Source organism: Amycolatopsis sp. N2S4-7, assembly GCF_058119595.1.
Map to the genome: position 1 here is coordinate 1,653,266 of NZ_CP172299.1, position 12,642 is coordinate 1,665,907.

Sequence of the window (12,642 nt, forward strand, 5' to 3'; positions counted from 1 at the left end):
CGAGCTGAATCTAACCGTCCGGCGCGGCCGGGGAACCCCGCTCACCCGGATGGCCGACGACGTTGGTTCAGGCGTGCGGGAGCAGTTTCTCCAGCAGCGCCGGGTTCTCGCCCAGCCCCTGCCGCAGCGTGTGCTCGCGAAGCGGCTTCAGGTCGCCGTACGGCTGGTTCGCCCAGTCCAGGGCACCCTGCGGCGGCTCCGGGTCGTACTCGATGACGAACTGGACGTTCGTCGCGACCTGGCGGCCGGCCAGCCGTTCCACCAGGTGCAGCGCCAGGTCGATACCGGCCGACACGCCCGCGGCGGTGATCACCCGGCCGTCCTCGACCCATCGCCGGGCGACCGGCTTCGCCCCCAGCCCGGTCAGGACGTCGCGGAACATCCAGTGCGTCGTCGCCTCCTTGCCCTCGAGGAGGCCGGCGGCGCCGAGGATCAGGGAGCCGGTGCAGACCGACGTCACCAGCTCGGCGCCCGCGGCGGCGGTGCGCAGCCAGGCCAGGAGCTGCTCGTCCGCCATCGCGCGCAGCGTCGGCACGGTGCCGCCGGGCACCAGCACCGCGAAGGGGGACGTCACCTCGTCGAACGTGTGGCTCGGCGCGACCCGCAACGGCGTGTCGGTGCCGACGGTGTCCGTCGTGGCCCCCACCACGACGGTCCGGTAGCCAGGGTCGATCTGGGCCAGTGCGCTCAGCACCTGCAGCGGGCCCACCAGGTCGAGGGGCGTCAGCCCCGGGTACACGACGAAGGCGATGGTCTTCTGCTCAGCGGTCATGCCGCCCAGCGTGGCGGGACCGGAGGACCGCGCGGGGCGGGAATGTCCGAAATCCTGCGAACCGCGTCCGAGCGCCGGTCCGGCTGCTAGCGTTCGATCATGCCAGGCTCACCCAGACGGGTCGCGATCGTCGGTTACGCCGACGCCGAGCTGCTGGACATCGCCTGCCCCGCCGATGTGTTCGACGCCGCCAACCGGCTCGGCGCGCGGCCGCCGTACGACCTCCAGCTCGCCTCGGTCGACGGCCACGGCATCCGCACCGGCTCCGGCCTGACCCTGCAGCCGCACCTGCGGCTCGACCAGGTCGCCGGCGACCTGGACACGCTGGTCGTCGCGGGCGGCTGGGGCAGCACGGCCGCCGCGGCCGACGAGCGCGTCCTCGCCCACGTCCGGCGCCTGGCCCGCACCAGCCGCCGGATCGCGTCGGTGTGCACGGGCGCCGAAGTGCTCGCCGCGGCCGGGCTGCTCAACGGCCGTCGCGCGACCACGCACTGGCGGTACGCGGCTCGCCTGGCCCGGGACTACCCGTCGGTGACGGTCGACCCGGTCCCCCTCTACGTCCGGCACGGCAACGTCTACACGGCGGCGGGCGTGACGAGCGGGCTCGACCTGACGCTGTCGCTGGTGGAGGCCGACCACGGGCCGTCGCTGGCCCGCGAGGCCGCCCGCGCGCTGGTCACCTACCTGCAGCGGCCCGGGAACCAGGCCCAGGTCAGCCTGTTCCTCGCCGGCCCGCCGCCGGAGCACCGCGAAGTCCGCGACCTCACCGCGTACATCGCCGAGCACCTCGACGACGACCTCGGCACGCCGGCGCTCGCCGCCCGAGCCGGGCTCAGCACGCGCCAGCTGACCCGCCTGTTCGACGCCCACCTCGGCACGACGCCGGGCAAGTACGTCCGGACGGTCCGCACCGAACACGCGGCCCGCCTGCTGTCCGGCACCGACCTCCCCCTGGCGACGATCGCCCGCCGCTGCGGCTTCGGCTCGACGGAGACGTTGCGCCAGGCCTTCCTCGACCACTTCGACACCCCGCCGTCGGCCTACCGCCGGGTCCACGTCCGCCAGGCCTACGGCTGAGGTCCGTGATGCCCCGCCGATCACGCGAGATGCCCTGCTGATCACGCGAGATACCCGCCGGATCACACGAGATCGGGGTACCGGAGGGGTCGGTTCGCGTGCCTGGAGGGTCGGCTGGGCGCATCCGGACGAACCGGGCCGTCCGTGGCCCCTCGTGGGAGGGCGCGAAACCCGCTGTCAGGATGTGCGGGTGGACCGCCCCGACCTCGACGACGACGAAACCGGCCCGATTCGCCGGATCACGGACGAGGTGTCCCCTTCACCCGGCCGCGCAACGTCCGGAACGCCGGGTACGCCCCGGAAACCGGCACGCCGCACGCCACCCGAAGCCACCCCCGGAAAGCCGCGACGCCGCGCCGACACCGGGCCGCAGCGGATCCCGGCCGACGGCCCCCGCACCGGCTCCCAACGCATCCCCGGCGAACGGGCCCGCGCCGACACCGGCTCCCAGCGCATCCCGGGCCGAGCGGACACCGGGCCGCAGCGAGCTGCCCGGGGGGCGGACACCGGGCCGCAGCGGGCCGCCCGGCGGGGGGACACCGGGCCGCAGCGAACCGCCGAGCCGCGGGCCGCCAAAGGCGATCCCGGCAAGGCCCACCCACCCGAAACCGGGCACGGCCACGGCCACGGCCACGGCCACGGCCCCGCGGCTCCGGCCTCCCGCCGCGTGCGGCTCCTGCTGATCTGGCTGCTCGCCCCGCTCGCCCTGGCCACCGTGGCCGGGATGATCGTGCTGTACCCCTGGGGAAAGCCGTCGCCGACGAGTGTTGTTCCGCAGGGCACGCCCGTCGCCGCGGACATCACCGCCACCACCAGCGGGCCGTGCCTCGCGCAGGGGCAGGTCCAGGTCGGCGACCAAACCGATCCGGGCGCCAAGCCGTGCCTGACCGTCGAGCTCACCATGACCGACGGCCCGGCCACCGGGAAACCCCTGCGGCTGACCGTCCCGATCGAGCCCAGCACCCCGCGCTTCACCACCGGTGACGCCGTCGTGCTCGCCTACAACGGCGGCAACGCGGCCGATCCGGCCAGCTTCCAGCTGGTCGACTTCCAGCGCGGCACCCCGCTCCTGGTCCTCGCCGCGCTCTTCGCCGTCGCCGTCCTGGTGCTCGGCCGCTGGCAGGGTCTCGCCGCGCTGGTCGCGCTGGGCCTGTCCTTCGCCGTGATCGCGCTGTTCATCCTCCCGGCGATCCTCGCCGGCGAAAACCCCCTGGTCGTCGCCATCGCCGGCGCCGGCGCGATCATGTTCATCGCGCTCTACCTGACCCACGGGCTGTCGGCGAGAACGTCCGCGGCCGTGCTCGGCACGCTCGTCAGCCTCGCCCTCATCGGCATCCTGTCGGCGATCTTTTCCGCCGCGGCCTCGCTGACCGGGCTCGACGACAGCACCTCGACGCTCATCGGGTCGCTCGGCCACGGCATCGACGCGCGCGGGCTGCTCCTCGCCGGGGTCGTGATCGGCGCGCTCGGCGTGCTCGACGACGTCACCGTCACCCAGACCAGCGCCGTCTGGGAGCTTCGCCGCGCGAACCCGGACCTGACCTGGCAGGAGCTGTACCGCTCGGGCCTGCGGATCGGCCGCGACCACGTCGGTTCCGCGGTCAACACCCTCGTCATGGCCTACGCCGGGGCCGCGCTGCCGGTGCTGCTGTACTCGTCGATCTCCGGCGTCGGGCTGGGCGCGCTGCTCGGCAGCGAGGAGATCGCGCAGGAGATCGTCCGGACGCTGGCGGGCAGCGTCGGCATCGTCGCGGCCGTCCCGGTGACCACCGTTCTCGCCGCGCTGATCGCCTCGCGCGAGCCCGCGACGCACCTCAGCAGCACCACGAAAGCCGTTCCGTCCCACCCGTAACACCGGCGCACCCCGGACGCGACGGAGCAGCCGAAACGCGGTAGGAAGGCGGCACCCGACCCGGGAGGTGCCATGTTCCTGCTCGCCGGCCCGCGGTACCTCGTCCGTGGCGCGCTGCGGGTGGTCACCGCCACCGTCCAGGCCGTCGAATCGCTGCCGCGCATCGCGTCGGCCCTCGAGGACGTCCGCGCCACCCTGCACCACGTCGAACGCCTCGCCGCGTACGTCGCGCAGGAGGTCCCGGAGCTCGTCTACCAGCTCGAGCAGCTCCGCGAGACCGACGATGACGTCAGTCGAGAGTCGCCACGAACCGGCTGACGGCCTCCATCGTGAACCGCTGGACGTACTTGCCGGACGGCGCCACCGACGCCAGCCGGTAGAGCGGCCGTTCCGCGACGCCGGAGCCGCGCGCCTCGGCCTTCAGCTCGGCCACCAGCAGCTCCCCGAACACGAGGCCGTTCGCCTCGGTGTTGTTCATCAGCGCGTTCGCCAGCTTCCGCAGCTGCAGGACGCCCAGCTCGCGCCCGCCGGTGCCGGAGAAGACCGCGAGGTCGACCTTCGCGACCTTCCCGCGCTGCCCCGCGTTGACCAGCAGGCTCACCGTGCGCGAGCCCCGGACGTCGCCGACGACGAGGTCGAGCCGGGTCGCGGTGACCAGGTCGACCCGGCGCAGCCCCCAGGTGCGCACGAGCAGCGTCGAACCCTCCAGCCAGACGCGGCGCCGGAGGCTGACCGCCATCACGTACAGCAGCGGCAGGGCGATCACCAGCGCGACGACCAGCCCGGCCACCGTGCCGCCGATCAGCCCGGCGATCCCGCCGAACGCCGCGGCGACGATCACCACGCCGATCAGGCCCGAAATCCCGCGGCGACGGCGTCCGCGCGGATCCTCCTCGAACAGCGCCAGCCGCTCGGACGGCTCCTGCGCCATGCTCACGCCCCCGTTCCGGCGAGGAACGGGTTGCCCGCGCGTTCCCGGCCGATCGTCGTCGCCGGGCCGTGGCCCGGCAGCACCACCGTGTCGTCCGGCAGGCTCGCCAGCAGGCCCCGCACCGCCTCCGCCACGTCCCCGCGCCCGACCGAGCCGGCGAACAGCGTGTCGCCGGTCAGCGCCAGCCGTCCGCCTTCGGCCGTCTCGAGGGCCAGCACCACCGAACCCGGGGTGTGCCCCGGGACGTGCCGGACGTCGACGTCCAGCCCGGCGAAGGTGCCGGACTCGAGGGGCACGCTCTCGCCGTCGTAGAGGTTCGCGTCGGCCGGGTGCAGGTGCAGCGGGACGTCGTGGCCGGCCGACAGGACCGCGGCCGAAGCGACGTGGTCGGGGTGCCCGTGGGTGGCCAGCAAAGCCGCCGGGACCAGCCGGTGCTCGGCGAGCGCGGCGGCCAGCGGCGCGGCCACCTCCTGCCCCGGATCGACGACCACGCACGGCCCGCCGGCGGCTTCCGCCAGCAGGTAGCAGTTGGCCTGCAGCGGGCCGCTGCCGAACCCGACGACGAGCACCGAACGCCTCCCGGACATCCGCGCCGGATGGCGCCGATCACGATCGGGTTGAGACTAGCGGGCCCTGTACATGGTCCTCACAGGCTGTGCCCATACACTGCCGCTACCTCAGACGTGTGACACGAGCGGAAACCTGGGAGGGTACGGGGTGGCGACCAACCAGCAGCGCCGCGAAGCTGCGAAGCGCAAGCTCGAGAGGCAACTCGAGCGCCGATTGGAGCAGCAGAAGCGACGCCGGAGGATCGGCGCTGGTGTGGTCGGTGTGGCCGTGCTCGTCGTCGCGGGTGTCGTGGTGTGGATCGTGAGCGCGAACGGCGGCGAGAACACCGACGCCGCCGCGTCGTCCTCCGCCACCCCGCCGCCGACCGAAGTGCAGATCCCGACGCAGCGCACCGCGCTGCCGAAGCGGGCGACGCCGCTGCCGAACCCGACGACGTGCGACTTCAAGGCCGACGCGACGGGCAAGGCGCCGAAGAAGGTGAACCTGCCCGACGGCAAGAACGTCCCGTCGACCGGCACGGTGAACGTGACGCTCAAGAGCACCGCGGGCGACATCCCGCTGACGCTCGACCGGGCGCTCGCGCCCTGCGCCGTGCAGAGCTTCATCAGCCTCGCGAAGCAGAACTTCTACAACGACACCATGTGCCACCGGCTGGGCACCGAAGGCCTGCAGATGCTGCAGTGCGGTGACCCGTCGGCCACCGGCGACCCGACGGCCGACGGCCAGGGTGGCCCCGGCTACACGATGCCGGACGAGGCGTTCCCGGAGATCAAGTACGGCCGCGGCATCCTCGCCATGGCGAAGACGTCCGCGCCGAACTCGGGCGGCAGCCAGTTCTTCATGGTCTACGGCAACGCCGACGGCCTCCCGGCGGACTACTCGGTGTTCGGCAGCATCAGCGACGAGGGCCTGAAGGTGCTCGACGCCGTCGCCAAGGCGGGCATCGCGAACCCGAACCCGCAGGACGGGACCGGGGCGCCGACGAAGCAGGTGAAGTTCACGGGCGTCACCGTCCAGTAGTGACGGCGCGCATCGAGCTGAACGGGGAGCCGCTCGGCCCGGGCGCCTTCGTCGCGGGAATGACCTCCTACGGTCATTTCACCGCGATGCAGGTCCGGGACGGGCGGGTCCGCGGGCTCGCGTTGCACCTCGAGCGGCTCGCCGCGAGCACCCGGCTGCTCTTCGGCTCCGACCTCGACGTCGACCTCGTGCGGTCCCACGTCCGGCGGGCGATCGCGGGCGAACCCGCGCTGTCGGTACGGGTCCTGGTGCTCACGCGCTCGTTCGACGAGCCGATGACGCCGGAGATCCTGGTCCGCACGCTGCCGCCGCACCCGGCCGACCCGGCGCCGCTGCGCCTGCGGACCGTGCGCTACCAACGGGATCTGCCGCAGGTGAAGCACCTCGGCACGTTCGGCCTGATCCACCACTCCCGGCAGGCTCGCCTCGCCGGGTTCGACGACGCCCTGTTCGTCGACCCCGGCGGCCGGATCAGTGAGGCGTCGATCTGGAACGCCGGGTTCCTGGCCGGCGACACGGTCGTGTGGCCGGAAGCCGCCGTGCTGCCGGGGATCACGATGCTCCTCCAGCGGGAGGCCCTGAGCCGGCTCGGCGTGAACCAGCAAACGCGCGAAGTCCGGCCCGCGGACCTGCCCGGGTTCGACGCGGTGTTCCTGACGAACTCCGAGACCCCGGGCCGCCCGGTCGCCGCCGTCGACGACGTCGTGCTGCCGCCCGCGGACCGCGCGGTGGCGCTGCTCGCCGAGGCGTACGAGACCGTGCCGTGGGACAAGATCTGAACCTCGCCCGCACCGGCCCCGTGTAGAGGGGCAACACCGGGACCCGCCGGGGTCACCGGGGAGAGGTGCCGACGATGGCCGAACACCCCGCGGTGCGCCGCGTCCTCGGGCGCGCCGGCCAGGCCGGCTGCGCCGGAGTCCTCTTCGCCGTGCTCGCCGGCGGCCCCGCGCTCGCGCAGAGCACCCCGCCCCCGCCGGTGAAGTACTACATCGTCCCGCACGCCGACAACCCGGACGAGATCACGCTGTTCCGGATCGCCGAACGGGCCGTCGGCGACGGACGGCGCTTCCCGGAGATCTTCCGGCTGAACCAGGGCAGACCGCGGCCGGACGGGACGCCGTTCACCGACCCCACCGCGATCGAACCCGGGCAGGTGCTGCAGCTGCCCGAGGACGCCCGGGACCCCGCCGTGCAGTTCGGGCCGCTGCCCGCCACCCCGCCGGCCGCCCCGGCGGTCCAGCCCGCCGAGGACGGCCTCGGCGTCGGGCTGGCTTCGGCCGTCAGCGGGACCGGGGGCCTGCTGACCGGCCTGATCGCCGGGCTGTGGTGGCGGCGCCGCCCGCAGGTCGTGCCGCCGCTGCCGTTCGAGCCGCCGTTCGAGCCGAGCGCCGTGGCCGAGGACGACGACGGGTGCGGCTCGGTCAGCGGGACCCTGCCGATCCCGGTCGTGCTCCCCCGGCCGCGCCCGGACGCGGCGCCGGAGGTGCTGCACGACGAACCGATCACCGCCGAGCACTCGATCATCGTCCTCGACACCGCCGAAACCCAGGTGATCGCGGCGATCCGGCCGGGCACGCGGTTCCACTTCCGGCTCGGGCGGGAGCCGGGCTTCGCGGACCGCTCCACCGTGCTCGTCGTCGACGAGGAGGGCGACGGAAAGTGACCGCCGTCCGTGCGTGCCGGGTCACCCTGCGCTGAACGGCTCAACCGGCGCCGGAACACTGGATTCGGCCCGCCGGTGCCGCAATAGTCGGACGATGACCTCGGACCCGTTCGGGACTCTGCGGAAGGCCCTGTGGATCGGCGGCGCGCCCTGGACCGGCAAGTCCACCGTCGCCCGGCTGCTGGCGGCGCGGCACGGGCTGACGACCTACCACCACGACGACCGCGACGCCGGCGAGCCTGCCGTACCCCCGCCCGGGGTCACGGCCGCGGACCTGCTGGACGAGACCCTCGCCGACGCTCGGCTGCGCTTCCGCTGGGCCTTGGAGGACCTGCGCGCGCTGATGTCGCCGCGCCCGATCGTCGCGGAGGGACAGGGGCTGCGCCCGGATCTCGTCGGGCCGCTGGTGGACTCCCCCGGCCGGATGGTCGTGCTCGTGCCGACCGAGCTGTTCCGCCAGCACCAGCTGCGGCACCGGCTGGACGAGCCCGCGATCCCCGAGCAGCGGACGCGCCTCACCCGCGACCGGATGCTCGCCGCGCAGGCCGTGCGGTCGGCGCGGGCGCTGGGCATCCGCGTCATCGAGATCGACGGCAGGCTCGATCCCGCCGGGGTCACCGACGTCGTCGCCGAACACTTCCGCGCATACCTCGACGCCTGACGATATTATCAGTCCTGTTCTGTCCGTTGACCGGATCCGGAGCCACCGCCGAAGATCGGTGATCGACACCGCCGCCGTTCTTTCCGCGCAGCAAAGGGGCTGGATTCGTTGGCGTTCCGGAAAGCACTGCACGTCGTCCTCGCCGCCGTTTTCGGCGCCCGGCCCGCGGCGGCCGCGCCACCGGACTGGTCGCGCGCGGTCGCCGACTCGGCGATCGCGGCGCGCCCGGCGGCGTCACTGGGGCTCGGCTACACCGGCGCCCTGTTCCCGCTCGGCCTGCTGTGGGCCGACGGCGCCTTCATGCTCGACCCATTCCTGGCTCGTTACGGAACGGCATTCGGAGACCCGGCGAGCGTCACCGAATCGGGGGACAAATCCTCCTCTGTTTCGCGCATTTACGCCATCCGAGCGGATTGCTGCGACGGTCGACGTCCTCGACGCCCTGCCCGCCGCCGCCCCGCAGCGCCGCACCCTCACCGCCGTCGTGCGGTACCTCGCCCAGCTCGCAGGCGCCCGGTGGCACCACGGCGATCACCGACATCAGCGTCGGCAACGACCGGTACCACCTCGACCGGCCGCGGGCCACCAACGACTTCCACGGGCTCGGCGCGTTCCTGTACCTCAACGAGCAGCTGACCGGGGCCAGCCGGTGAGGCGCGCCGCCGCGGCCGTCGTGGCCGCACTGGCCACTACCCTGGTCGGCACGATGCCCGCCGAAGCCGCCGGCCAGTGGACGGTCAGCCTGACCGGTGCGGTGACCGCCGCGGTCGCTCGCACCGGTGACGGCGGCCTGACCTTCGAGGTGTCCCGCGGCCCCACGACCGTGCTGGCCCCCGCCCCGCTGGGCCTGCGCACGACGGCCGCCGACCTGACCCGGGACCTGCGGTTCCTCCGCCGCACCGACCGCGTCGTCGACGAGCACTACACGATGACCACCGGCAAGCGGCTGCACCGGCACGCACGGGCGGCCGAGACGACGTTGTCGTTCTCCGGCGAAGGCGATACCCGGCTGGACGTCGTCGTGCGCGCGGCCGCCGACGGCGTCGCCTACCGCTACGTGCTGCCCGCCGGCGGGACGATCACCGGCGAAGCGTCGTCCTTCACCCTGCCCGCGGCGGCGCCGGCGTGGCTGCTGCCCTACTCCCCCAACTACGAGAAGGTCCGCGTCGAAACCACCGCGGGCGGCGCGGCGGCGGGCGACTACGGCTTCCCGTCGCTGTTCGACACCGGCGGTGGCAGCTACACCCTGCTGACGGAGTCCGCTGTGGACGGCCGCTACTCCGGCGCCCGGCTGACGCACGCGGCCGGGTCACCCGGCTACGCGATCAAGCTCGCGGACGCGTCGGTGACCGGCGCCGGGCCGTTCGCCACGCCGTGGCGCGTCGCGATCACCGGCGACCTCGCGACGGTCACCGAGTCCACTTTGGTCGACGACCTCGCGCCGCCGTCGGAGCTCGCCGACACCTCCTGGGTCCGGCCGGGCAAGGTCGCCTGGTCGTGGCTGTCCGAACACGACAGCCCGGCCGATCCCGTGCGGCAGAAGCAGTACGCGGACTTCGCCGCGCGCAACGGCTGGCCGTACTTGCTCGTCGACGAGGGCTGGGACGCCTCCTGGGCGCCGGACGTCGTCCGCTACGCCCGCGCCCGCGGCGTCGAGGTGATCCTCTGGTTCCGGTGGAACACCCTGGACACCCGCGCCGAGCGCGCGAAGTGGCTGCCACTGGTCAAGTCGTGGGGCGTGGCCGGGATCAAGGTCGACTTCATGGACTCCGACACGCAGGCGCGCTTCGGGTTCTACGACCACATCGCGCGCGCCACCGCACAGCAGCGGCTGATGATCAACTTCCACGGCGCGACCGTCCCCCGCGGCTTCCAGCGCACCTGGCCGCACGTGATGAGCTTCGAAGCCGTGCGCGGCGCCGAACAGTTCAAGACCCGCGCGGCGACCAACACGATGTTCCCCTTCACCCGCAACGTCGTCGGCAGCATGGACTACACGCCGACCGCGTTCGTGGTGTCCGATCGGGACACGACCGACGCGCACGAGGTGGCGACGTTCTTCGTCTACGAGTCGGGCTGGCAGCACGGCGCGGACAAGCCGGAGAACTACGAAGCCCGGCCGGAGGCGCTGCACACGCTCGACCAGCTCCCGACGGTGTGGGACGAGACCCGGCTGCTGTCCGGACGGCCCGGGCGGGAAGCCGTCTTCGCCCGCCGCTCGGGCGACCGCTGGTTCGTCGGCGGCATCCAGGCGGGCCCGGCCAAGAAGGTCGAGGCGCCGCTGGACTTCCTGGGCCACGGGCGCTGGCTCGCCGACACCCTGCGCGACGGGCCGTCCGGGCTGCTGCGGGAGAAGGCGACGGTCGCGGCGGACGGGCGGCTGACCGTGCCGGTGGCCGCGAACGGCGGGTTCGTCACGGTCCTCTGTCCCGCGCGGCCCGGCCGGACGTCGTGCGACCAGGAGGTCCGGCAGGTGCCGGCGACGCGGTTGGGTGTCACCCCCGCCACGGCGGAGGGCTCGGTCGTCGAGGTTTCGGCGGCCTTCACCCTGCCCGGAGGCACACCGCTGTACGACGTCGACCTGGCGCCGATCGCGCCCCCGGGCTGGCAGGTGACCGGGGAGCCGGTCCACCGGCCGGTGCTGCCCGCCGGCCAGGCGATGACGGGGACCTGGCGGTTCACCGGCGGCCCGGCCGGCACGACCGACCTGCCGGTGGCGGCCACCTACCGCTTCCGCGGCGACCCGGAGCGGCGGCCGGTGCACGTCGAAGCGGCGACCAGCGCGTTCATCCCGCCTCCGGCGCCCACCGGCACCGCCTGGGTGAGCGCGCTGCCGTTCCTGGCGTCGTCGAACGGCTGGGGCCCGATGGAGCGCGACCAGTCGAACGGCGACACGGCCGAAGGCGACGGGCACCCGCTCGCGATCGCCGGCACGGCCTACGCGCACGGCCTCGGCACGAACGCGCCGAGCTCGGTGACCGTCTGGCTCGGCGGCGCGTGCACGGCGTTCACCGCGGTCACCGGCCTCGACGACGAGGTGGGCGAGGAGGGCTCGGTGGCGTTCCGCGTCCTCGGCGACGGCCGGGTGCTGGCCGAAACCGCCGTGCTGCGGGATGCCGATGGCGCGGTGCCCGTGACCGCGGACGTCACGGGCATCCGGCGGCTCACCCTGGAAGTCACCGACGGCGGCGACGACAAGGACTCCGACCACGGCGACTGGGCCGACGCCGCGGTGAGGTGTCCCTGAGTCAGCGGTGGGTGAAGCGCGGCGGGCGTCGCTCCAGGAACGCGGCGACGCCCTCCGCGTAGTCCTCGCCGTGCAGCGCTTCGGACCGGATCTCCTCGACCTCGGCGTCCGGCGTCTCCTGCCCGGCGACGATCTTCTCGATGATCCGGTTCATCCCGCGGATCGACGCCTGCGAGCGCGCGCAGAGCGTCGCCGCGAACTCCAGTGTCGAGGCCTCGAGGTCGCCGGCCGGGAAGACGTCGTTGAGCAGGCCGATCTCGCGGGCGCGGCCCGCGGTGATCAGCTCGCCGGACAGCAGGAAGTACTTGGCGTGCGCCGGGCCGACGAGCGAGACGAGCTGGCGCGTCGAATCGAAGTGGTAGACGATGCCGAGCTTCGCCGGGGTGATGCCGAAGCGCGCGCCGTCGGCGGCGAACCGGAAGTCGCAGGCGACCGACACCTGGCAGCCACCGCCGATGCAGTTGCCCTGGATCATCGCGACCGACGGTTTCCGCATCGCCGTCAGCGCGGCCACCGCGCCTTCGACGGCTTTGTCGTAGCGCGCCGCGCCTTCCGCGGTGGTGCGAAGCTCGCCGAACTCGCTGATGTCGGCGCCCGCGGAGAAGTGCTTCCCGGCGCCCGCGATCACCAGCACCTTCAGCGCCGGGTCGGCCTCCACCTCGGCCACGACGTCCGGGATCGCCGACCACATGCCGAAGGTGATCGCGTTCATCTTCTCCGGCCGGTTCAGCGTGAGCCGGGCGACTTCGCCGTCGCGGGTGAGGTCGAATCCGTCGGTCATGAACCGCACCCTAGCTTCTCGCCCTGAGCGAAAACCGCGGTGTGTGACACGGTCGTGTCGCTAGCTTG

General features: G+C 73.4%; 13 protein-coding genes. 9 read left to right on the forward strand and 4 right to left on the reverse strand.

Going from position 1 to position 12,642, the window contains the following annotated elements; translation table 11 throughout:
• Positions 1–67: 67 nt before the first annotated feature.
• Positions 68–772, reverse strand: a complete 705-nt coding sequence (locus tag ACH54P_RS07490; RefSeq protein ID WP_489911605.1) for a DJ-1/PfpI family protein — start codon at positions 770–772, stop codon at positions 68–70.
• A gap of 99 nt (positions 773–871) precedes the next feature.
• Between ACH54P_RS07490 and ACH54P_RS07495 the strand changes: the two genes are divergently transcribed.
• From ACH54P_RS07495 to ACH54P_RS07505, 3 genes are all read left to right on the forward strand, one after another.
• The gene (locus ACH54P_RS07495) at positions 872–1,849 is read left to right on the forward strand and encodes a GlxA family transcriptional regulator (RefSeq protein WP_489911607.1); all 978 of its coding nucleotides are present in this window, start codon (positions 872–874) and stop codon (positions 1,847–1,849) included.
• 190 nt (positions 1,850–2,039) lie between these two features.
• Positions 2,040–3,701 (forward strand): YibE/F family protein, encoded by a 1,662-nt coding sequence (locus ACH54P_RS07500; RefSeq protein ID WP_489911608.1) that lies wholly within the window; start codon positions 2,040–2,042, stop codon positions 3,699–3,701.
• A gap of 72 nt (positions 3,702–3,773) precedes the next feature.
• Positions 3,774–4,019, forward strand: coding sequence for a hypothetical protein (locus ACH54P_RS07505; RefSeq protein ID WP_489911609.1), 246 nt, complete (start codon positions 3,774–3,776; stop codon positions 4,017–4,019).
• On the opposite strand, the gene ACH54P_RS07510 is transcribed toward ACH54P_RS07505, so the two are convergent.
• Entirely contained in the window at positions 3,991–4,632 is a 642-nt protein-coding gene (locus tag ACH54P_RS07510) for a hypothetical protein (RefSeq protein ID WP_489916345.1), read from the reverse strand. The two genes, ACH54P_RS07505 and ACH54P_RS07510, sit on opposite strands and share 29 nt — an antisense overlap.
• Positions 4,633–4,634: 2 nt before the next feature.
• Positions 4,635–5,201 carry an MBL fold metallo-hydrolase gene (locus ACH54P_RS07515; RefSeq protein ID WP_489916347.1) on the reverse strand — a complete coding sequence of 189 codons (567 nt, stop codon included), beginning with the start codon at positions 5,199–5,201 and terminating at the stop codon, positions 4,635–4,637.
• A gap of 148 nt (positions 5,202–5,349) precedes the next feature.
• Between ACH54P_RS07515 and ACH54P_RS07520 the strand changes: the two genes are divergently transcribed.
• The 6 genes from ACH54P_RS07520 to ACH54P_RS07545 all read left to right on the forward strand — a co-directional run bounded on the left by ACH54P_RS07520 (position 5,350) and on the right by ACH54P_RS07545 (position 11,793).
• Positions 5,350–6,222: a peptidylprolyl isomerase gene (locus ACH54P_RS07520; protein ID WP_489911610.1), complete on the forward strand. Its 873-nt coding sequence runs from the start codon at positions 5,350–5,352 to the stop codon at positions 6,220–6,222.
• Positions 6,222–7,001 (forward strand): aminotransferase class IV family protein, encoded by a 780-nt coding sequence (locus ACH54P_RS07525; RefSeq protein ID WP_489911611.1) that lies wholly within the window; start codon positions 6,222–6,224, stop codon positions 6,999–7,001. Before ACH54P_RS07520 ends, ACH54P_RS07525 begins: the two co-directional genes overlap by 1 nt.
• Positions 7,002–7,075: 74 nt before the next feature.
• Positions 7,076–7,885 (forward strand): LysM peptidoglycan-binding domain-containing protein, encoded by an 810-nt coding sequence (locus tag ACH54P_RS07530; protein ID WP_489911612.1) that lies wholly within the window; start codon positions 7,076–7,078, stop codon positions 7,883–7,885.
• A gap of 94 nt (positions 7,886–7,979) precedes the next feature.
• Positions 7,980–8,546 (forward strand): hypothetical protein, encoded by a 567-nt coding sequence (locus tag ACH54P_RS07535; protein WP_489911613.1) that lies wholly within the window; start codon positions 7,980–7,982, stop codon positions 8,544–8,546.
• Positions 8,547–8,959: 413 nt separating this feature from the next.
• A complete protein-coding gene (locus ACH54P_RS07540; protein ID WP_489911614.1) occupies positions 8,960–9,199 on the forward strand; it encodes a hypothetical protein in 240 nt (79 codons plus the stop codon).
• Complete coding sequence (locus ACH54P_RS07545) at positions 9,196–11,793, forward strand: NPCBM/NEW2 domain-containing protein (protein WP_489911615.1); 2,598 nt, start codon at positions 9,196–9,198, stop codon at positions 11,791–11,793. The genes ACH54P_RS07540 and ACH54P_RS07545 overlap by 4 nt, the downstream gene beginning before the upstream one ends.
• Position 11,794: 1 nt before the next feature.
• On the opposite strand, the gene ACH54P_RS07550 is transcribed toward ACH54P_RS07545, so the two are convergent.
• Positions 11,795–12,574: an enoyl-CoA hydratase/isomerase family protein gene (locus tag ACH54P_RS07550; protein WP_489911616.1), complete on the reverse strand. Its 780-nt coding sequence runs from the start codon at positions 12,572–12,574 to the stop codon at positions 11,795–11,797.
• Positions 12,575–12,642: the final 68 nt, after the last annotated feature.

What these genes read in the sequence shown, in the direction of transcription:
- ACH54P_RS07490 (WP_489911605.1), bottom strand. Translation starts at nt 772, where the DNA reads ATGACCGCTGAGCAGAAGACCATCGCCTTCGTCGTGTACCCGGGGCTG.
- ACH54P_RS07495 (WP_489911607.1), top strand. Translation starts at nt 872, where the DNA reads ATGCCAGGCTCACCCAGACGGGTCGCGATCGTCGGTTACGCCGACGCC.
- ACH54P_RS07505 (WP_489911609.1), top strand. Translation starts at nt 3,774, where the DNA reads ATGTTCCTGCTCGCCGGCCCGCGGTACCTCGTCCGTGGCGCGCTGCGG.
- ACH54P_RS07510 (WP_489916345.1), bottom strand. Translation starts at nt 4,632, where the DNA reads ATGGCGCAGGAGCCGTCCGAGCGGCTGGCGCTGTTCGAGGAGGATCCG.
- ACH54P_RS07530 (WP_489911612.1), top strand. Translation starts at nt 7,076, where the DNA reads ATGGCCGAACACCCCGCGGTGCGCCGCGTCCTCGGGCGCGCCGGCCAG.
- ACH54P_RS07535 (WP_489911613.1), top strand. Translation starts at nt 7,980, where the DNA reads ATGACCTCGGACCCGTTCGGGACTCTGCGGAAGGCCCTGTGGATCGGC.
- ACH54P_RS07550 (WP_489911616.1), bottom strand. Translation starts at nt 12,574, where the DNA reads ATGACCGACGGATTCGACCTCACCCGCGACGGCGAAGTCGCCCGGCTC.